Origin of the sequence: Breoghania sp. L-A4 (assembly GCF_003432385.1) — a bacterium.
Taxonomy (GTDB): Bacteria; Pseudomonadota; Alphaproteobacteria; order Rhizobiales; family Stappiaceae; genus Breoghania.
On the sequence record NZ_CP031841.1, the window covers coordinates 4,791,413 to 4,811,237 of the forward strand.

Sequence of the window (19,825 nt, forward strand, 5' to 3'; positions counted from 1 at the left end):
TCATTCTCCGAAATAGGCGGCCGAAATGGCCTGGCGGGTCAGATCGGCCGGCTTCCCCTCGAGCGACACACGGCCTTCCTGCATGCAGATGACCGTGTCGGCGACAGACAGCGCGCGCGAAATATCCTGCTCCACGAGAATGCAGGAGGTGCCCTCGCCGATGATCGCCGGCAACGCATCGTAGATGTCGCGGATGACGACGGGCGCCAGACCGAGGCTGATCTCGTCAAACAGGATCAGTTCCGGGTTGGACATCAGCGCCCGGCCGATGGCGACCATCTGCTGCTGCCCGCCCGACAGCGCGGTGGAGGGCGCGTTACGGCGTTCGGCCAGGACGGGAAACAGGTCGTAGACGGTTTTCAGCCGCCAGCGGCCGGGCCGCGCGCGCTCACCGCCGATCCGCAGGTTTTCCTCCACAGAGAGAGACGGAAACAGACGGCGGCCTTCTGGAACCATCGCGATTCCAAGCCCCGAGATGCGATTGGCGACGCGCCCGCCGATCGCCTCGCCCCGGTAGCGGACAGCCGAGGCCTCGCAAGGCAGCAGCCCGGTGATGGTCTTGAGCAACGTGCTCTTGCCCGCGCCGTTCGCTCCGATCACCGCCAGCGCCTCCCCCTGGCGCAGCGTCGCGCTCACCGAGAACAGGGCCTGAAAGTCGCCATAGAAGGCGTCGAGCGCCTCCACCTCGAGCAGGGCCTCATGCATCGGCGGCGATCCCCATGTAGATCTCCGCGACCTGCGGCGAGCGGATGACCTCGTGAGGGTCGCCTTCCGCGATCTTCACGCCGAAGTTGATCACCACGAGACGGTCGACCACCGCCAGAAGCGCGTGCACGATGTGTTCGATCCAGATGAGCGACACGCCGGTCGCGCGGATGTCGCCGATCACCGCGATCAGCGCGGCGCATTCGCGTTCCGTGAGCCCGCCGGCGATCTCGTCGAGCAGCAGGACTTTCGGGTCCGTCGCCAGCGCCCGGGCCAGTTCCAGCCGCTTGCGCTCCAGAAGCGTCAGCGATCCGGCGCGCGCGTTGGCCTTCGGCGCAAGTCCGGTCAGCTCCAGCACTTCCAGCGCGCGGCCGCTCGCCGCCCTTTCCCCGCAGGGACCGCCGAAGGCCGCCGCCGTGAGCACGTTCTCATAGACGCTCATGTCGCCGAACGGCTTGGGGATCTGGAAGGAGCGTGCGATCCCCTGACGGCACCGCGCCGCCACCGGCAGATGCGCGATCGGTCTGCCGAAATGCAGGATCTCGCCACGATCGACCTTGAGCGTGCCGGTGATCAGGTTGAACATCGACGTCTTGCCCGCGCCGTTCGGCCCGATGACGCCGAGCGCCTCGCCGGCCTCCAGCTCCAGATCCAGCGAGTCGGCCACAACGACGGCGCCGAAGGCCTTCGAGACACCCTTGAGATGCAGTGCTTTTTCCATGACGCCTGATGCCGGGCTTAGATCGGGTGATGCTGGTCGGGATCCTCAATGGTCACCCACTGGATCTCGGTGAAGGCGTCGGCGCGCGCAAGCAGCAGGCGGCTGGCTTCCAGCAGAGTATCGCGCCGCGCATTGGGCGCCGTCCACAAGCAGCCCACGAAGGCGCACGCCGCGGAATCGGCCGGCATCACTGCATCCTCGGCGCTGGCGGCCGCGGCCAATGTGACCACCTCGCCGAACACCGGATTGCGGCGTTCGAACGTCGCGCCGCCCCGCGCCGGCACTGTCTCATTGTCCAACAGCAGTCCCGCCTCCACGGCAGACCTCCCCGGCTGGGATGAAGTGTGATCGGTCGGATGCGCGCGGCGTCACGGCAGAAGCCGCGACGCCGCGCAGGCTTACAGCAGCTTGAGCTCGCCCGTCTTCGGGATCTCGGGAGCATGCTTGTTGGCGGTGATCACCAGATCATAGCCGTCGCCCGCCTTCTGCCACTGGCCCGCCACCAGAGGCGTCTTGGAGACGTTGCGCACCGGCCCGTTCGACCAGTCGACCTTGCCGACCATCGTGTCGAGGCTGGTGGTGCGCACCGCCTCGAGAATCGACGCAGGATCCTCCAGATCGGCCGCGCGCTTGACCACATCGGCCACCACCTCGTAAAGCGCGTGCTGGAAGCCGATCGGCTGCGTCCAGGGCCGGTTCGTCGCCTCCACATAGCCGTCGGCGAGCTGGCGCGCGCTCTGGCCCGTGAGGCTTGAGGTAAACGGATGGCTCGGCGACCACCAAATTTCCGTCGTCAGCCCGTCGCCCCGGTCGCCCAGCGAGTCGATCACAGAAGGAAACAGCAGCGCCTTGCCGATGGTGACGATCTTCGGATTAAGCCCCTGCTGCGCCGCCTGCGACCAGAAGGTGGCGAAATCCGGCGGGATCATCACGCCGGTGACGATCTCGCAGCCGGCTTCCTTGAACGCGGAAATCTGGGCGGAGAAGTCATCCGACATGGGCTGATAGCGGCCCGGATCGGTCAGTGTGAAGCCCGCGGCGGCGAGCGGTTTGGGAAAGCCCAGATTGGCGTCGCCCCAGGCGTTGCCGTCCGCATCGTTGGGGAACAGTCCGCCGACGCTCTTGCCGACGCCCGGCTGGTCCCACAGATCGGTGAAGGCGCCGATGACGTCCTCCAGCCCCCAGAAGAAGTGATAGGTGTAGTCGAAGCCCGTCGCGGGATCGCCGTTGCGGCCGAAGAAATATGGCTGCCAGGGGCAGTTGGTGGTGATGCACGGAACCTCGTTGATTTCCGCCTGATCGGAGATCGGGTTGACGACGTCCGGCGTCGCCGTGCCCACGAGAATGTCCACCTCATCGCCAAGCAACAGCTCGGAGGCGACTTCCGCCGCCCGATTGGGATTGGACTGGGCGTCCTTCTCGATGATCTCGATCGCCCAGGTCTTGCCGTTATTCTCGATGCCGCCGGCAAACGTCTCGCGGATGCCTTTGAGAATATGCGCGTCGGCCTCGCCGAAGCCGGCCAGCGGCCCGGTGATCGGGCTGACATGGCCAATCTTCAGCGTCGGAGTGGCGGCATAGGCGCGGCTGTGCCGCAGGATAGCCGGCAGCGCCAGCGCCGCGGCGCCGCCCCTGAGCAGCGTGCGCCGGTCGACGCCCCCATGCTTCATTCCATGCGATATGCGAGCCATGGTTTCCTCCCAGGATTGCATGTGCGTTATGAACGGGCGCCCTCTATTCACCCGCCTGCGCGGCCGCCTTCTTCAGGTGACCAAGGACACGGGCGCGGAGATCTTTCTGCTCCTTTTGCGTCCACGTCCGAAAACCTTCTCCTGATTTCATTCCCAGCCGGCCGGATGCCACAAGCTCTTCGAGATGCGGCAATGGCCCCGGCGTATGATCGATATGGGGCAACACATTGCGGTGGATGTCCAGCGTCAGATCTGTGCCGACCAGGTCGGCGTTCTCCAAAGGCCCCAACACGGCGAGCCTGCGGCCGAAACTGGCCTTGACGACCGTGTCGACGGTCTCCGCGTCGCAAACCCCCTCCTGCACCAAAGCGATGGCCTCGCGCCACAGGGCGTGCTGCAGCCTGTTGCCGACAAAGCCGGCGACGTCCCTTTTCACATGCACCGGCGTCTTGCCGACGGAGGTGAGCAGCGCGATCATCCGCGCGACGGTGTCCGCCGAAGTGCCCGCGCCCTGCACCACCTCAACCAGCGGCACCAGATAAGGCGGGTTCCACCAATGGGTGCCGACGACCCGGTGCCGGCTTTCCAGATGCCCGCCGATGATGCCGATCGGAATCACCGAGGTGTTGGAGGCGAGGATGGCGTCCGGCCGGGCGGCCTGCTCAAGCGCTGAAAAGATCGCCTGTTTCAGCTCCGGCTTTTCCGGCGCCGCCTCGAAGACGACGTCCGCATCGCCTGCCGCATCCTCGAGCGTCGCCGCCGGCGAGACGTGCTCCACCGCCGCGGGATCCAGATCGAGATCGCGCAGGTTAGCGGCGATGCGCTCCTTGAGGGTGGCCAGGCTTTCGGCGACGGGATCGTGCACCCGCACGTCGTGGCCTGCCACGGCGAAGACCTGGGCGATGCCGTGGCCCATGAGCCCGGCGCCGATGATTCCGATACGGGCCTTTTCCGTCATGCCTCAGCCCGCCGTATAGCCGCCGTCGGCATAGAGAATATGCCCGGTGTAGAAGTCGGATGCCCTGGAGGCGAGAAACAGCAGCGGCCCCGCCAGATCCTCAGGCTCGCCCAGCCGCCCCTTGGGCACGCGGGCCAGAAACCCCTTGCGCACGGCCTGCGCCTGATCGGTCTCCTCGAACATCCAGGCGGTCAGCGGCGAACGGAACACGGTGGGCGCGATCGCATTGACGGTGATGCCGCTCTCGCCCCATTCGCAGCCCAGCGCCTTCGTCATGCCGTCGACGGCGGACTTCGACGCGCAATAGGCGGTGTAGCCGGCCGGATGGCCGAGCAGCCCGCGCGCCGAGGACATCAGCACCACCTTGCCGCCCTCCCCCTGTTCCAGCATGCGCTTTCCGGCGGCGCGCGCCATCAGCCACGACTGGGTGACATTGGCGTCCATCACATCGAGAAACCGCACGGGGTCCATCTCGGTGATCTTGCAGACGTCGTTCTTGCCCGAGGCGACCACCAGGATATCCACCCGCCCGAAGGCCTTGACGGCGTCAGCGACGATGCCGTCGCAGGCCGCCTCTCTGTCGGGACGGGCGTTGACGGTGGCGACTTCCGCGCCCAGATCCCGGCATTCGCCCGCCACCTGGTCCAATGCCTCGGCATTACCGGCCACCGCGACGACACGCGCACCGGCCCCGGCAAGAATTTTCGACGCCAGCGCGCCGAAGGCGCCGGACGCGCCGGTGACGATCGCGACCTTGCCCTTCACGTCGAACAGGTCCGCAGGGTTCTTGAGAAAGTCGCTCATTGCGCCGCTCCCGTTCCAGGACGGCCGCCCGGCGGATAGGGGATCACCACCAGCATGGTGCAGACTGTGTTCTGCCGGTTGATGATCTCGCGCACCTCTCCGGGGGCGATGGTGCAGGAATCGTACGTGCCGAGCACGGTCTCGCGCCCGCCGACGATCACGGTCATCTCGCCGTCGAGCACGACATAGACCTTCTCGAACGGCGTTGAATCGGGACCCGCGCCGCCACCGGGCAGGAACTGCGACAGCCCCACCCACTGGTTCTCCGGGCCGCCGTCCTCGAATCCTTGCAGCCGCAGGCCCACCACATCGCGGTGGTTGGGCGCGTCATAGGGCTGCGCGTCTGCGAAGCGTTTGAACTGCATGCACTCTCCTCCCCGGGAATTGCGTGTTGCGCGCGTCGGATCGAAAGGTTGGCCGGTCAGAAGGCCTCGCCCGGCTCGATCCGGTATCCCTGCCCCTTGTCGATCATGGCGACGAGGCGAATGATGCAGCCGTCGCCGCGATCCCAGTTCCACGGGAAGAAGGCGAAGGTGCAGCGCTTGCCGGTGACCGCGTCGAGATCACCGCCGACGTTCTCGATGCCCAGAATGCCGTTCTTGAAGAGAATGTTGTGCACCGGCTCCCACTCGGGGAAATCGTCCGCCCAGTCGCGTCCGCCGGACCATTCCTTGTATTCCGCCGCCAGATGCGGCAGCAGCGGCCCGTTGCGCTGCGGGCCAATGGCGGTGGCCAGCGGATGGTCGTTGGCCTGGGTGTCGTGGCCGACCACCTTGACGCCCTTCTCCACCATCCAGTCACCGGCCGAGGGCACGAAGCCCGGGCAATAGGCGAAATAGTCGCCGTCCTCATACTGCTTGTGCCAACCGGTGTTGATGATCAGGACGTCGCCCTTGCGGATGGCATGGCCGCAGGCCTTCTCCAGATCCTCGCCGGTGATCGGCTCCCATTTTTTCTTGGGCAGCGAGACGACGAGACCGGTGCCGAAGAAGTGCGGCAGGGGCACTTCATCGATGAAGGGCGTGCCCTGCACCACATGCGCCGGCGCGTCGATATGGGTGGTGGCGTGCATCGTCGTGGTGATGCGCTGCGACAGCACACCGGATTTCGCCATATAGTGGATGCGCTCGATTTTCGTGTCTTCGAAGTACGGCCAGTTCGGGTTCTGGAACCCGAAGCGATGGGACAGATTGTAGAATTCCAGACCCATCGTATTGTCGAGGTTGCCTTCGAACTCGATGCCACGAACCTTGACCATGCTGCGCGTCCTCCCTGGTGCCACCTGTTTTGCCTCAGGCTGACAATAACCACATTGTGGTACAAGCGTATTGCTATATGATACAGCCTGTCAATATGCATTGACGAGATCGCCACCGAATGGAATGAGGCCCGTCAACGCCCGCGTCTGTCCGCGGCACGACGCAAGACAATCGGACCTGGAGCCCGCACCGATGACCGAAGGACTTGATGTGAGAGAGCATCCAGACACCCCAACGGAGGCTCGCGCTCATCCGGCCAACGGCATCCAGGTGATATCGCGCGCCGCCAGCGTGCTGCGGAGCCTGCGCGACGAGCCGGAAGGCCTGAGCCTCGGCCAGATCGCCGACCGGGTCGGCTTGCCGCGCTCCACCGTCCAGCGGATCGTCAACGCGCTGGCCGCCGAGCGATTGCTGATGGCCGCCTCGCCCACCGGCCGCGTGCGCCTGGGGCCGGAGCTGATCGCCCTGGCGGCGAACTCGAAAATCGACCTGGTGGAGATCGTCCATCCCTACCTGCGGCTGCTGTCGGAGGAGACCGAGGAAACCATCGATCTGGCGGTGCTGCGCAAGGACCATCTGGTCTTCGTCGATCAGGTCGTCGGCTCGCAACGGCTGCGCGCGGTCTCCGCCGTCGGCGAGGTGTTTCCGCTGCACAGCACGGCCAACGGCAAGGCGGCCCTGTCACTGATGCGCGACACCGAAATCCTCGACCTGCTGCATGAGCCCTTCCCGTGTCCGACAGGAAACTGCCACACAACCTTCGACGGCCTGTTTGCCGAACTCGCCGAGGTCCGTGAAAGCGGCCTTGCGTTCGATCTGGAAGAAAACACGATCGGCATCAGCGCCGTGGGCGCCGCCTTCCGTGATACCGCGGGCACGATCTACGCGCTGTCAATCCCGGTCCCCAGCCACCGCTTTGCCGAACGCAGGGACGCGCTCGCGCCGCGCATCCTGGCGGTGCGCGACAAGATCCGCGGCGTGCTCGGCACGTGAGAAATCACGGCTGCGAATAGAGCGATCGGATGATGCCCGTCATCGTATTGACGGCGGGAAACGGGTTGGTCGATTTACGGTAGGCGACACCGGCCTCGTAGTGCCAGAAGGTACCGCGCACCGCAAGCGGCACGATGCCCATCATGTCGGCGTAGGCCAGCATCGGCTTGGGCACGTTGGCAAGAAAGTCGCTGCCCTTCACCGTCTGCAGGATACACAGGATCGACGACGCCTGAAGACGCGCGTTTGCCGGCCGCAGACCGTTGGCGGAGAAGAACGAGCCTATATGGCTGCGGCCGATATGGTCGCCGGCGAGCATCGCCCATGGGTACTCCAGCAGGTCCTCCGGCCGCGCTTCCTCAAGCCCGGCAAGCGGATGATCGTGCCGCGCCACCATCACGTGCTCGACGTCGAACAGATGTTCCTTGACCACCTCCGGATGAGCGGGGAAATCCAGCGAGCCGCACAACATGTCGGTTTCCCCGCCGAGCAGTTCCGGCAGCATGGTGTCCAGCACGCCGCCGCGCACGTTGATCTGCATGTTCGGCTGCTGAGCATGGAAGGCGGCGATCGCCGGCGGCAGATAGTGCATCAGCCAGACCGGACCGGCGCCGATATTGATGGTGCCCGAATGCCCGCCCTTCATCGCCGCGATGTCGGCGATGGCATGCTGATATTCGAGCGACATCAGCCGCGCCCGCTTGGCCAGAGCCTGACCGAAGCGCGTTGTCACCACCCCGTTGGGCAGCCGCTCGAACAGCTCGACGCCGAGATTGTCCTCAAGATTGCGGATGCTCTTGGTCAGAGCCGGCTGCGAGATGTGCAGCGCCTCCGCCGCCGCCGTCACACTGCGGTGGTCGACGACGGCGAGAAAGTGGCGAAGCGCGCGCGATTCCATGGATGCGTCCTGAAGCAAGCGGACCGGCGATCGTCCGCCGGCCGATACTGCGATTTTTCACAGACGAGAACAATCGGCCGGCCGAGGTCACCTTACTGGCACCCTAGCCGAACTCCGGCCGGGTGAATGCGCCGTCCTCGTAGAAGCCCGACGCCAGGATCAGGTCGAGCTGCGGCGGCGTGGCGAAACCCGCGCAGACAAAGGTGCCGTCGGTCTTCTCGCTGCCCGCCGTGCCATGCGGAATGCTGGCCGGCACCACCAGCACGTCGTTCTCACGCGCCTCGATCCAGGCATCCTCGATATAGAACAGCCCTTCCCCCTTCACCGCGATGATGCGCTCGGGCGAGACGGGATGAATGTGGATGTCGAAGAGTTGTTTGGGCTGATGCACCACGCAATTGTAGCCCACCAGCGCGCTGCCGCCATGCCCCGGCCACAGGATCAGCCGCAGCGGCACCACGACAGGCGACTTGGCGCCCTTGTAGATATTGAACAACCCGCCATTGCGCCGCACGTCGTCGGCATCGAGGTTCCAGGCGCGAAGATGCGGATGGGACTCGTTGAGATGGGTCTCGTTTGAAGGCAGCGGTCCAAGTTTGCTGCCGGCCGCTTGTGCGTTGCGCACCGCAAGATCGATCGCGTCGAAATTGAACTGCCGGGATTCCGGCGAGATGAATCCCGTGCCGGCATAAATGTCGAGATTTGGCGGTGAAATGGCGTTGGCGAGGATGAAATCCTGACCGGCCGATTTCGCGCAGCGCACGCCGTGCGCGACGCCGGCGGGAAAATAGGCGACATCGCCCGCTTCGATTTCGGCCCATTCGCCGCGCACGAAGACCTCGCCCCTGCCCGACAGACAGACCATCGCCTCGTCCGACATGCCGAGCCGATACAGCGGGCTCTCGTCGCCAGGCTGCACGATCATCACATGCAGGCTCGATTCGGTGGGGCCGACGCCCGGCCAGATGACCAGCCGGGTATGAATCCCGTTGATGCGCGTCTCCACGCCGTCATTGAGGCTGAAGACGGCCCCATGCGTCCTGATTTTCTCACGCGTGCGGTTCACCGCATAATAGGACGCCGTATCCAAGACCTCTGCCCTCCCCGTGGCATGACATTTGTTCATCCGGCACCGGCGTTGTTCATACGGCCGGGCTGAAAAGACCGTCTCTTGCGACGGTTTCATGCCTGCTATTGTAAAATCGAAAATTTCGTCTGTCGTGCAATAACCGCTTGTTTTGCTATACCTTTCATTGCCGGACACATAACAAAATTGCATTACCCGCGCTTCCCGCCGCCGACTAGGCTGACCATCCCGAAAATCGCCCGGACGAGGCCATGCCGACACAGGTCCTGATCATCGAAACGCATGGCGCCTTCTATGCCGCCGAACTGCGCAAACGCTTCACCGGCGTCACTGTGACCGCCGTTGCCTCCGCATCCGAGCTGCCCGAGGATCTCGATCACTTCGATGTGCTGATCGCCTTCGGCATCGGCATCAACGACGCGATTCTGAAGCGCATGACGGGGCTGAAATGGATCCAGTCCCTGGCGACCGGCGTGGATCATTTCCTGCGGTGCCAGTCATTGCGCCGCGAGGTTTTGCTCACATCGTCGCGCGGGATCCACGCAGCCCCCATGCGCGAATCGGCGCTATTCATGATGCTGGCCGTCAACCGCAATGCGGGCCGGCTCGCGCGCAACCAACGTGACCATCACTGGCAGCGCCACCCCTGGCCGCTGCTCGACGGCAAGACCGCGGTCATTGCGGGCACCGGCGTCTCCGGATCCGCTGTGGCATCGGCGCTGAAGGCATTGGGCATGCACACCATCGGAATCACCCGCACCCCGCGCGCGGTCGATGGCTTCGATGAGCTGGCGACGTTCGACCAGTTGCCGCAATGCGTCGCGCGCGCCGACTACGTCATCAACATCCTGCCCGGGAGCGAGGACAACGCACAGGTCTTCGACGCAACGGTGTTCTCGCGGATGAAGCCATCCGCCTATTTCATCAACATCGGCCGCGGCGAAACCGTCGACGAGAGGGCGCTGATCGCGGCGCTCGGCGCGGACGGCATTGCGGGGGCGGCGCTCGATGTCTTCGCCGGCGGCGCGCTTGCTGCCGACAGTCCGTTCTGGGACATGCCCAACGTTTTCGTCACGCCGCATATCGCCGGTTTCTGCAACGAATACGAAGAGCTGGCGCTGCCGGTCATCGAACGAAACATGACGTGCTTCCTGGAAGGGCGCCCCGACGCCATGCACAACCTGATTGCCCGATGACGCGTCGCCACGACGCCCTTCTCTGGAGAGATCCGACATGATCCCCGTGCGCGACCGCCTCGTCTCCCGCATCTCGACACCCGAGCTCGAACGCCGCTGGGCGCTCACCCGCGCCATGATGGCAGAGCACGGAATCGATGTTCTGGTGATGCAGAATTCCCAGGAATTCGTCGGCGGCTACGTCAAGTGGTTCACCGACATCCCGGCCAAATACGGCGTGCCCACAACGGTGATTTTTCCGCGCGACGAGGAGATGATCGTCATCGAGCAGGGTCCACGCGGAACCATCCGCACGCCGCAGGACGCCGGCGACACATGGCCGTGGCGCGGCGTGCAAAAGCTTCTCGCCACACCCTACACGGTCGACGAGGTGACCTGCGACACGGCGGACGCGGCGCTGGCCGTGGCGGCGCTCAGGGCGCTGAAACCGGCACGCATCGGCTGGCTGGGACTCGGCGCGATGCGCTACAGTTTCGGGGCTCACCTGCGTGAAGAATTGAGCGCCGTCGACTTCGTCAACGCCGCCTATGCGCTCGATCCGATCAAGGCGGTGAAGAGCCCAGAGGAAATGGAACTGCTGCGCCAGACCGCCGCCTTGCAGGACAAGGCGCTCGAGGCGGCCTTCGCCGCGGCCGAGCCGGGCATGTTCGAATTCGAGCTCGTCGCCATCGCCCGAAAGCGCGCGGAGGATCTCGGCTCCACGCAGGGGCTGATCCTGTCGGGCTCCGCGCCCGTCGGCATTCCGCCGGTCAAAGGCCCGAGCCACTTCCAGGGACGGCAATTGCGCGAGGGTGACCAGTTCACCATTCTGATCGAGGTCAACGGCCCTGGCGGGCTCTACACGGAACTGGGCCGCACCTGTGTGCTGGGCCGGGCCAGCCAGGACATGCTCGACGAATTCGAGATCGCCCGCGCGGCGCAGGATCACACGCTTGCCAACCTGCGGCCAGGCGCGCTGCCGGCCGATATCTGGAACGCCCACAACGCGTTCATGCGTGCAAACAACCGCCCCGAGGAAGGCCGGCTCTTTGCCCATGCGATGGGATACGATCTTGTGGAACGCCCGGCGCTGCGCGACGACGACCCGATGCCGCTGGCCGCCAACATGTGCGTCGCCGTCCACCCCACCTATGTGACGCCGACCACCTACACCTGGCTGTGCGACAATTATTTCATCACCGAAGACGGCGTCAGCGACTGCCTGCACAAGACCGAGAAGAAGATCTTCGAGCTGTAGACGCCGGCGGGCCGCTCAATAGAGCAGCCCCGGCAGCCACGACACGAGCTCCGGAAACACCGCGATCAGGCCGATCAGCGCGAGCTGGGCCGCGATGAACGGCAATACCCCCGTAAAGACGACGCGCATGCTGACGTCGGGCATCTGCTCGGCGATGACATAGAGGTTCATGCCCACCGGAGGTGTGATCAGTCCCAGCTCGACGATCAGCACCAGATAGATGCCGAACCAGATCATGTCGAAGCCGCTGGCGAGCACCAGCGGCGCGAACAGCGGCGTGGTGATCAGGATGATGCCGATGCCGTCGAGAAAGCAGCCCATGACGATGTAGAACAGCGTCAGAATGAGGATGACGCCGAAGGGGCCGAGATTGAGATCGGTGACCCATCCCGCGAAGGCCAGCGGCAACCGGGTCTGCACGACGAAGAACGAAAACATGAACGTCGCCAGGATGATGAAGAACAGCATCGCCGTGGTCTGCGTCGCGTTGCGGATGCTGGCGAGGATCTTCGCGCGATCGAGCCGGCGGCGCAGCACTCCCAGCAGCAACGCCAGAAAGGCGCCGACGGCCGCGGCCTCCGTGGGGCTGAACCAGCCGAGATAGATGCCGCCGACGGAACCGCCGAACAGGATTGCCACCTCCCAAAGGGCCGACAGCTCGCGCCAGCCCTGCCAGCGTTCCGCCGCCCCCTCTTTCGGCACGATGCCCTTCACGGTGGCGATCAGCACCATCACCACAAGCGCGTAGAACACCGTCAGCAGCACGCCGGGAATGATCGCGGCGGCAAACAGCTGCGGCACGGACTCGCGCGCGATCGCCGCGTAAATCAGCAGGATCACGGAAGGCGGAATGAGAATGCCGAGCGTGCCGCCAGCCGCCACGGTGCCGGACGCGAGTCCCGGCGCGTATCCGGCCTCGCGCATTTGCGGGATCGCAACCCGGCCCATCGTGGCCGCCGTGGCCAGCGACGAGCCGCAGACCGCGCCGAAACCGGCACAGGCCCCCACGGTGGCGAGCGACAGCGAGCCGCGATATCCGCGAAACAGAAGATTGGCGCTGCGGTAGAGGTCGCGCGACAGGCCCGAGGCGTTGGCGAATTCTCCCATCAAGACGAACAGGGGCACCACCGAGAGCGAATAACCGTTGGTCAGCTCCTGCGGCAACGCGCCGAGAACCAGGGTCGCCCGCGTCCAGCCGTCGATGGCGATATAGCCGCAAAAGGCCACCAACCCCATGGCGATGGCCACGGGAACACGCGCCAGGATCAGGATCAGAAGCGCCAGGACGCCGACCCCACCGACAAGTTCAGGCGTCATGACTGGAATACTCCGAGGACATGCCGGCATCCGCGCCGCGCGCGGTCCGCACCACACAAATCGTACAGATCAGGATCGAGATGCCGACGCCCAGCAGCATCGGGGCCCAGAACCAGATCACCGGCATGCCGAGGTCCATGGTCCGGTCGCCGAAATCCCACGCGTCGTAGGCGGGTGCGATCATGTAGCGGCCCAGCAGCGCCATGAAGACCAGCGCCGCGAACGCCGCGAACCGTTTCAGCCAGCGCACCAGCGCGCGCGGCATCACCTCATCGAGAATGTTGACGGTGATGTGCCGTTCGGTCGCGAAGACCTGCGGCAGGGCAAGGAACACAACGCAGACCAGCGTGAACTCCACGAGTTCGAAGGCGCCGAAGATCGGAGTGTTGATGGTCCACCGCATGACGATGTCGACAACGGTCACCATCATCATGAAAACAAGGGCGAACGCGGCGACGTGTTTCATCAGCGCCGCCGCGCGCGCGACCAGACGGAAGATCATCATTGCGACCCGCCGCCGGTACCGCTGCGAGATCCGAGTGCCTGCCCGGTCACGCGCCCGCAGCCTTCATCTTCGCGTAGACTTCGCGGGCGGGCAGACCCTTTTCGTCGAGCTCGCCAAGAAAATTTTCGGTGACCGGCGCGATGGCCGCCTCGAAATCGGCGCGCAGTTCAGGCGACATGGTGTCGATCTGCGCCTTCTCGCCCATCACCTCGCGGCCATGCACTTCCGCTTCGTCAAACGCCCGGCCGATGCGGGCGGCAGCCTCCGGACCGGTCGTATCGTCGATCAGCTTGCGTAGATCCTCCGGCAGGCTTTCGTATTTCGCCGGATTCATCATCAGTGCGAACGTCGCGGCGTTGATGCCCGGTTCCAGGACATACTTCGTGACATCGCCAAGCTTGAAGGCCGCGGCGCCCTCGAACGGCAGCAGTGCCCCGTCGACGACGCCCTTGGACATGGAATCGGCGATTTCGTTCGGCCGCACGGCGACGGGCGTTGCCCCCAGCGCCTGGATCGTCTCGGCGAACAGCCGGCCCGCGTGCCGGATCCGCAGGCCCTTCAGATCGTCAACCGAAGTGATCCGTTTCTTCGACATGTTGAGGTTCAGCGGCGGCACCACGATCGTGTAGAGCGCGCGAAGCCCCTCGTATTCCTTGGACAGATAGTCGGGAATAAGTTCCGTCAGGGCCTTCGACGAGGCCTCGCTGGACTTCACCAGGAACGGCAGGTTGGCGACCTCGGTCAGCGGATAGCGCCCCGGCGTGCCGCCGTGCAGCGAAAAGGCGATATCCGCCACGCCGCGGCGCGCCAGATCGAACTGTCGCGGCATCGGCCCCATCTGGGCGGCGGGGAAAATCGCCAGCTTAATGCGCCCGCCGGACTTGTCCTCCAACTCCTGCCCCCAACGAACCAGTTCCTTGTGAATGGTGTGCTGCGGCGGCAGGAAGTGCGAAACCTTCAGCTCGATGGTTTCAGCCGCCACGCCACCGGCGGCGAACAATCCGGCCGCCAGGCCTGCAGCCAGCACTGCGGCGGAAAACAGTGGTCGCACTCTGCGTGTGATAGACATATTCCGATCCCTCCCGTGGAACTTCGAAAGCCAAGGCTCTGCGGCCGCATGCTCTCGGGCGGGGACGGGAAGCGAACCGGATCGTCAATCGCGGACGGCCGGCGCGGCCCCATGCGCCCCCGCAAGCAACATCTCTGCATCCGAGCGGAGGCAGATTGCTCACTGAACGAAGCCTAGTCGCGGGGCATGGCGCCCGAAAATGCAATTTGCTCGTCAACCCATAACCGACGGCTATGTCGCCGGTCATGAAGTGAAACGCAGACACATCCGCGGCTTTCGCATAAACCCCGGCGAGGTTATTGTCGCCGCCACACAGCGTCGCGAATCCTTTGATTGCCACGTCTCACCTGTGTCCGCCGCGCGATCTCGCGGCGCCAAAATCGGGAACGCATCCGCATGGACGCACAGAAGGCCGACGATATGAATGGCGATGCGCCGCAGACCATGGACCGCATCCGCCTTGCCGCGGACGTCCTCGCCCGATGCCGGCGGGATGGCAGGACGATCGACCGGCTGCCCGAGGCGTGCCGCCCGTGGACCGTAGCGGAAGCGTTTCTGATTCAACGCGAAGTCGCCGTTCGCCTCGACGTCACCTCGATCGGCTGGAAGGTGTCCCCCTTTGGCGAGGGCAGTGCGGTCGCGGCGCCGATTTTCGCCAGCGACATCCATCCCTCGCCTTGGGAAGCCACCGGCGTCACGGACATGGAAGGGGAAATCGTCTTCCTGCTCGCCCACGACCTGCCGCACCGGCCGGGCGAGCCATACTCCCGCGAGGACATCTGCGCGGCGATATCGAACTACGCGCTGGGTTTTGAGCTCATCCGCGCGCGCATCGCCAGCCCCGAGGCGTCCTATGAGGAACGTCTCGCCGACTGCCTCGTCAACTTCGGCCTGGTGATCGGCACCCAGCGCGACTTCACCGGCGAAAGCTGCCTGCCGCAAGACAGGGTGGCGCTCTCGGTCAATGGTGAGGAACGCGCCTACACGCCCAAGCCGATCGACCCGGTGGGCATCGTCCAGCTCTATGCCAATGCGGGCGGGGATGCCTTCGGCGGGCTGCGGGCCGGACAATGGGTCATCACCGGCGCCTTGACGGGAATGGTGCCGGCGGGCCCCGGCGAGGCCTGGCACGCGGAACTGGATGGGCTGAGCGTATCCTTCGAGAACCTCGGCAGCGGCGCCTGATCGCGCGCCTCGCTCACGAGTCCGGCGTGATCTCCGTCAGCAGGCCGTATTCGCCCGGCTGACGGTGGGCCGGGAAATTGAAGATATTGTCCTGGATCTCCCGGCAGCGATCGAGATCGCACTCGGCGATCGCCAGTTCGTCGCCAAGACCCGCGCATTGCGCGACGATTTCGCCGGTCGGCGCGATGATGCAGCTTCCGCCGATTAGGTCGCAGCCCTCCTCGCGCCCCGCCTTGGCGACACCGACGACCCATGTGCCGTTCTGGTAGGCGCCCGCCTGCATCACCAGATGGTTGTGAAAATCCTGCAGGTGATCGTGCTCCGGCGCGGGCGGGTAGTGCTGCGGCGTGTTGTAGCCCAGCAGGACAAGTTCGGCGCGCTGCAGCGCAAGCATGCGGAACGTTTCCGGCCAGCGCCGGTCGTTGCAGATGCACAGGCCCACGCGGCCGCCCAAAGCGTCCGCCACCGGAAATCCCAGATCGCCACGCTCAAAATAGCGTTTCTCCAGATGCTGGAACGCCCGCCAGGGCTCCTCGTCCCAGTGACCGGGCAAATGAATCTTGCGGTATTTGGAGAGCACCGCGCCGTCGGGTCCGACCAGGATCGAGGTATTGAACCGTCGCGTCCGCCCCTCCGCATCCATCAGTTTCTCGGCATACCCGAACGAAAAGCCGACGCCCAGCCGGCGCGCCGCATCGAACAGCGGCTGGGTTGCCTCAGACGGCATGTGCGTCTCGAAATAGGCGTCGATCTCCGCCTGGTTGTCCATGAACCAGCGCGGGAAGAAGGTGGTCAGCGCGAGTTCGGGAAACACCACCAGGTGCGCGCCGCGCGCCGCCGCCTCGCCCATCAGGGCAATCATCCGTGCGACGGCGGAGGATCTGGGTTCATCGCGGGCGATAGGCCCCATCTGGGCGGCGGCGATCACAAGCGTTCGGGTCATGGCGGTGCGCTTCGTCTCTTGAGATAAGGCGGATCGGAGTCCGGATCACATCCCTTGCAGGTTTCGCGCCGCGCGTGCCGCGACATCGGCGGCGCTCTCGCCGACAAGCGTCTCGTAGAGCGCGGGATCCGTTGCGCCTTCCGTGCCGAAAACCAGCACCCGCGAGGCGCCATCAAGGGCAAGCGCGGACCGGGCATCGCGATCGGTGGCCGCCAGCATCAGCCCCATCAGGCCGGCGACGGCGGATTCGCCCGCGACGAGCGGCGCGTCGCCGAAGCGGCCCTGCGCAAGCATCCGCATGCCATCGATCGCATCCTCATCGGCGATGCCGATCACCGCGTCGGCAGAAAACTTCAGAATGGTCCAGGCCAATTGGGAAATCTCGCCGCAGGCCAGTCCCGCCATCACCGTATCCAGAGTCCCTTCGACGGCAACGGGCTTGCCGGCCCGGATCGTCTCCAGCCAGCACGCGGATCTGAGCGGATCAACGAGGACAACCGCCGGGCGCGCAGCGCCGTAACGCCGCCACAGATGGGCCGCCACGGCCGCCGCCATCCCGCCTACGCCGGTCTGCAGGAAGACATGCGTCGGCGGCAGCGGATGGAGCCATTGCTGCAGCGCCTCCGCCGCCATCAGTTCATAGCCCTGCATGACGTCCTTCGGGATCTCGGTATACCCGTCATAAGAGGTGTCCGAGACGACGACCCAGCCCTCGCTGTCCGCCTGAGTTTGCGCCTCGCGGACGCTGTCGTCGTAATTTCCTTTGCATCGGACGACACGCGCGCCAAAGCGCTCGATCGCGCGCTTGCGGCCTTCGCTCACCCCGGCGTGGATAAAGATCACGCAGTCGCAGCCGAAATGCTGCGCACCCCACGCGACCGAACGGCCGTGGTTGCCGTCGGTGGCGCAGGCGACCGTCACGCGCTTCGCCAGGCGCGCAAAACCGGCCGTATCGTCGGGATCGACGTTGTTCTTCCGGGCCGCACGGCTCAGCACGCGCCACACCGCATAGGCACCGCCGAGCGCCTTGAAGCTGCCAAGTCCGAAGCGGGGCCCCTCATTCTTGTAAAACAGCGTCGAGACGCCGGCGTGCCGCGCCAGCCCCGCCAGAGAAACCAGCGGCGTCGGCGCATAGCCCGACCACCCCGAGATCGTGGCCCGGGTCGCATCGAGCGCGACCGAATTCAGAATCGCCGCCTGATCCGGACCGTAGAGCGCCCGACGATCTGCGTGATCGTTGAGACAATAGACAAGGGGCTCCGTCATCACCGCAGGCCCAGCGCGCCCGCCGCCCCAATCAGTGCGCCATCGCGGCCGCATCCGGCAAGCAGCGAGAGCCCCACCGGCGCGCCTTCCAGCGTCGCACCGGGCAGCGACAGTTCCGGATAACCGTTCAGCCCGCCGATGCACAGGACGCTCATCGCCGCCTTGCGGTAGGCCTCCTGGTCATCCGCCGACGCATCGAGCAGCGGCGCCGGCCCATGCACCGTGGGCACGATCATCACGGTCGCCGGCCCCATCAGCGCATCCATGTTCTCGCGGATCGCGCGGCGCGCCTTGGTCGCGCTCTCGAACGCCTGCGCGGTGATCCTGCCGGCCATGGCGAAACGCTCGGCGACGCCGGGGCCGAAATCAGGCGCATTGCCGGTGACCCAATCCCCCAGATCCCGCCAGACCTCGAACCCCTGATGGGTGCGGAAGGTCTCGAACCAGCTTTCGAGATCCGGCAGAGGATCGGTGCGGGCGGGACCGAAGGCGGCGATCGCGGCCTCGAGACGCGGCGCATGCGCGGCGCGCAGCGCGCCGGACACGTGCGACCAGACGTTTTCCGGCAGCCACACCTCTGGCGCGGGATCGTCGGATGCCGGGACGATGCCGAACGCAGCCGACACCCGCGCCAGCGTCGGCAGGTCCCGCGCGAACCAGCCCGCTACATCGAAACTTTTGGCAAGCGGGGCCAGACCCGCCGCATCGATGCGGCCGTGCGTCGCGCGCAGTCCGAACAGACCGCAGAAGCTCGCCGGCGCGCGCACCGAACCGCCGGTGTCGCTGCCCAGCGCGAAATCCACCAGACCGGCCGCCACGGCGGACGCTGATCCCGAGGACGATCCGCCGGGAACGCGGTCGGGCGCCGCGGTATTGATCGGCGTGCCGGAATGCGCGTTCATGCCCAGGAGGCTGTAGGCGAGTTCGTCCATGTGGGTGACGCCGACAACATGCGCTCCCGCATCCACGACCGTTTGCACGGCGGCGGAATGCGCCGTTGCGGCGGCATGGGTTCGCTTCCAGGTCGGGTTGCCATTGCCCGTCACGCGCCCGGCGATGTCGTAGTTGTCCTTTACCGCGCAACTCAGTCCCGCCAGCGGGCCCGAGGCGCCACGGATCGGGGTTGCGAAGACGTCGGCGAAGGCATGGACGGTGTCATCAATCATGAAAAGCTCGTCTGGAAGGATTGGAAGTGCACGGCGGTGGTGCCGCTGCTCACAGGCGAATGTCGCACCGCGCGGCGGCAGCGCGGATGTGGTTGGCCAAAGCGGCGCAGGCTCCGGCAGTATCGCCCGCCTCCAGCGCCTCGACAATCATCAGATGCTCACTCGCGGTGTCATGGACCCGCTCGATAATGACCATCGGCACCCACTGGCTGTCCTGCATGGCCTGACGCATCTGCGCCTGAATCTCACGAAAGATCCGGTTGCCGCACCGCTGGTAGATCAGATCGTGGAACAGCGTGTCCTGTTCCGCGGCGCCCACCGCGTTTCCGGCCTGCGCCGCCTCCAGCAAGGCTTCGGCCCCGGCGCGCATGGCGACAATATCACCCGCCGAAAGCCGGGGCGCCGCGAGCGCAAGCGCCGCCGGCTCGAGCGCCGCGCGGAACTGATACACCTCGCGCAATGAATGATCGCGACTGAAGCGCCACCGGTCGGCGGGTGAGCCTCCGCCACGCTCGGATACATAAACGCCGCGACCGACCTCGACGCTGACAATCCCGAGCGTTTCCAGCATCGAGATGCCCTCGCGGATCGAGGGCCGCGAGGCGTGCAGCATGTGGGTCAGCTCGCGTTGCGAGGGCAACTGATCACCGGCCTTCAGGTTCCGTTCGGCGATCATCGCCTGGATGGCTTCCGCGACGCGGGCGGGCACGGAGCGGCCTGACGGCTCTGGTGCGCCTCTCCTCTCGGCGCCGGCGGCAAATTCCTCTGACACTATTTTGGTCACTTTCGCCTAAATAATCGCCTTGCGCAAAAATAGAGCACTTC

Annotated in this window: 21 protein-coding genes; 4 read left to right on the top strand and 17 right to left on the bottom strand. The window is 65.5% G+C overall.

Annotated elements, in window-relative coordinates; all coding sequences use genetic code 11:
• The 8 genes from D1F64_RS21855 to D1F64_RS21890 form a co-directional block, all read right to left on the bottom strand.
• Positions 1–705 carry an ABC transporter ATP-binding protein gene (locus tag D1F64_RS21855; protein ID WP_117414147.1) on the bottom strand — a complete coding sequence of 235 codons (705 nt, stop codon included), beginning with the start codon at positions 703–705 and terminating at the stop codon, positions 1–3.
• Positions 698–1,426, bottom strand: coding sequence for an ABC transporter ATP-binding protein (locus tag D1F64_RS21860; RefSeq protein ID WP_117414148.1), 729 nt, complete (start codon positions 1,424–1,426; stop codon positions 698–700). Before D1F64_RS21860 ends, D1F64_RS21855 begins: the two co-directional genes overlap by 8 nt.
• 17 nt (positions 1,427–1,443) lie before the next feature.
• On the bottom strand, positions 1,444–1,743 hold the full coding sequence (locus tag D1F64_RS21865; protein WP_117414149.1) for a hypothetical protein: 300 nt from the start codon (positions 1,741–1,743) through the stop codon (positions 1,444–1,446).
• 81 nt (positions 1,744–1,824) lie between these two features.
• Complete coding sequence (locus D1F64_RS21870; protein WP_117414785.1) at positions 1,825–3,117, bottom strand: ABC transporter substrate-binding protein; 1,293 nt, start codon at positions 3,115–3,117, stop codon at positions 1,825–1,827.
• 43 nt (positions 3,118–3,160) lie between these two features.
• Positions 3,161–4,075: a 3-hydroxyacyl-CoA dehydrogenase family protein gene (locus D1F64_RS21875; RefSeq protein WP_117414150.1), complete on the bottom strand. Its 915-nt coding sequence runs from the start codon at positions 4,073–4,075 to the stop codon at positions 3,161–3,163.
• A gap of 3 nt (positions 4,076–4,078) precedes the next feature.
• Positions 4,079–4,879, bottom strand: a complete 801-nt coding sequence (locus tag D1F64_RS21880) for an SDR family oxidoreductase (protein ID WP_117414151.1) — start codon at positions 4,877–4,879, stop codon at positions 4,079–4,081.
• Positions 4,876–5,244, bottom strand: a complete 369-nt coding sequence (locus tag D1F64_RS21885; protein WP_117414152.1) for a cupin domain-containing protein — start codon at positions 5,242–5,244, stop codon at positions 4,876–4,878. The genes D1F64_RS21880 and D1F64_RS21885 overlap by 4 nt, the downstream gene beginning before the upstream one ends.
• 56 nt (positions 5,245–5,300) lie before the next feature.
• Positions 5,301–6,137, bottom strand: coding sequence for a cyclase family protein (locus D1F64_RS21890; protein WP_162901710.1), 837 nt, complete (start codon positions 6,135–6,137; stop codon positions 5,301–5,303).
• Between the two features lie 193 nt (positions 6,138–6,330).
• Between D1F64_RS21890 and D1F64_RS21895 the strand changes: the two genes are divergently transcribed.
• Positions 6,331–7,131 carry an IclR family transcriptional regulator gene (locus tag D1F64_RS21895; protein WP_162901711.1) on the top strand — a complete coding sequence of 267 codons (801 nt, stop codon included), beginning with the start codon at positions 6,331–6,333 and terminating at the stop codon, positions 7,129–7,131.
• Positions 7,132–7,135: 4 nt separating this feature from the next.
• On the opposite strand, the gene D1F64_RS21900 is transcribed toward D1F64_RS21895, so the two are convergent.
• Both D1F64_RS21900 and D1F64_RS21905 read right to left on the bottom strand, forming a co-directional pair.
• Complete coding sequence (locus D1F64_RS21900; protein ID WP_117414154.1) at positions 7,136–8,029, bottom strand: LysR family transcriptional regulator; 894 nt, start codon at positions 8,027–8,029, stop codon at positions 7,136–7,138.
• A gap of 103 nt (positions 8,030–8,132) precedes the next feature.
• On the bottom strand, positions 8,133–9,119 hold the full coding sequence (locus tag D1F64_RS21905; RefSeq protein ID WP_162901712.1) for a cupin domain-containing protein: 987 nt from the start codon (positions 9,117–9,119) through the stop codon (positions 8,133–8,135).
• A 248-nt stretch (positions 9,120–9,367) separates the two neighbouring features.
• On the opposite strand from D1F64_RS21905, the gene D1F64_RS21910 reads away from it, so the two are divergent.
• Both D1F64_RS21910 and D1F64_RS21915 read left to right on the top strand, forming a co-directional pair.
• Positions 9,368–10,312 carry a D-2-hydroxyacid dehydrogenase gene (locus D1F64_RS21910; RefSeq protein ID WP_117414156.1) on the top strand — a complete coding sequence of 315 codons (945 nt, stop codon included), beginning with the start codon at positions 9,368–9,370 and terminating at the stop codon, positions 10,310–10,312.
• Between the two features lie 37 nt (positions 10,313–10,349).
• Positions 10,350–11,549, top strand: a complete 1,200-nt coding sequence (locus tag D1F64_RS21915) for a M24 family metallopeptidase (RefSeq protein ID WP_117414157.1) — start codon at positions 10,350–10,352, stop codon at positions 11,547–11,549.
• Between the two features lie 15 nt (positions 11,550–11,564).
• On the opposite strand, the gene D1F64_RS21920 is transcribed toward D1F64_RS21915, so the two are convergent.
• The 3 genes from D1F64_RS21920 to D1F64_RS21930 are packed head-to-tail and all read right to left on the bottom strand — an operon-like array spanning position 11,565 to position 14,440.
• On the bottom strand, positions 11,565–12,866 hold the full coding sequence (locus D1F64_RS21920) for a TRAP transporter large permease (protein WP_117414158.1): 1,302 nt from the start codon (positions 12,864–12,866) through the stop codon (positions 11,565–11,567).
• The gene (locus D1F64_RS21925; protein WP_117414159.1) at positions 12,856–13,371 is read right to left on the bottom strand and encodes a TRAP transporter small permease; all 516 of its coding nucleotides are present in this window, start codon (positions 13,369–13,371) and stop codon (positions 12,856–12,858) included. The genes D1F64_RS21920 and D1F64_RS21925 overlap by 11 nt, the downstream gene beginning before the upstream one ends.
• A gap of 46 nt (positions 13,372–13,417) precedes the next feature.
• Positions 13,418–14,440 (bottom strand): TRAP transporter substrate-binding protein, encoded by a 1,023-nt coding sequence (locus D1F64_RS21930; RefSeq protein ID WP_117414160.1) that lies wholly within the window; start codon positions 14,438–14,440, stop codon positions 13,418–13,420.
• A 396-nt stretch (positions 14,441–14,836) separates the two neighbouring features.
• Between D1F64_RS21930 and D1F64_RS21935 the strand changes: the two genes are divergently transcribed.
• Positions 14,837–15,625, top strand: a complete 789-nt coding sequence (locus tag D1F64_RS21935) for a hypothetical protein (RefSeq protein ID WP_117414161.1) — start codon at positions 14,837–14,839, stop codon at positions 15,623–15,625.
• 13 nt (positions 15,626–15,638) lie between these two features.
• Here D1F64_RS21935 and D1F64_RS21940 read toward each other — a convergent pair whose 3' ends face one another.
• Genes D1F64_RS21940 through D1F64_RS21955 form a run of 4 tightly spaced genes read right to left on the bottom strand, consistent with a single transcriptional unit; the run spans position 15,639 to position 19,709 of the window.
• Entirely contained in the window at positions 15,639–16,568 is a 930-nt protein-coding gene (locus D1F64_RS21940) for an N-carbamoyl-D-amino-acid hydrolase (protein ID WP_117414162.1), read from the bottom strand.
• A gap of 45 nt (positions 16,569–16,613) precedes the next feature.
• Positions 16,614–17,834 (bottom strand): diaminopropionate ammonia-lyase, encoded by a 1,221-nt coding sequence (locus tag D1F64_RS21945; RefSeq protein ID WP_117414163.1) that lies wholly within the window; start codon positions 17,832–17,834, stop codon positions 16,614–16,616.
• Complete coding sequence (locus D1F64_RS21950) at positions 17,834–19,000, bottom strand: amidase (RefSeq protein WP_117414164.1); 1,167 nt, start codon at positions 18,998–19,000, stop codon at positions 17,834–17,836. Before D1F64_RS21950 ends, D1F64_RS21945 begins: the two co-directional genes overlap by 1 nt.
• A gap of 49 nt (positions 19,001–19,049) precedes the next feature.
• A complete protein-coding gene (locus D1F64_RS21955) occupies positions 19,050–19,709 on the bottom strand; it encodes an FCD domain-containing protein (RefSeq protein WP_162901713.1) in 660 nt (219 codons plus the stop codon).
• Positions 19,710–19,825 lie beyond the last annotated feature (116 nt).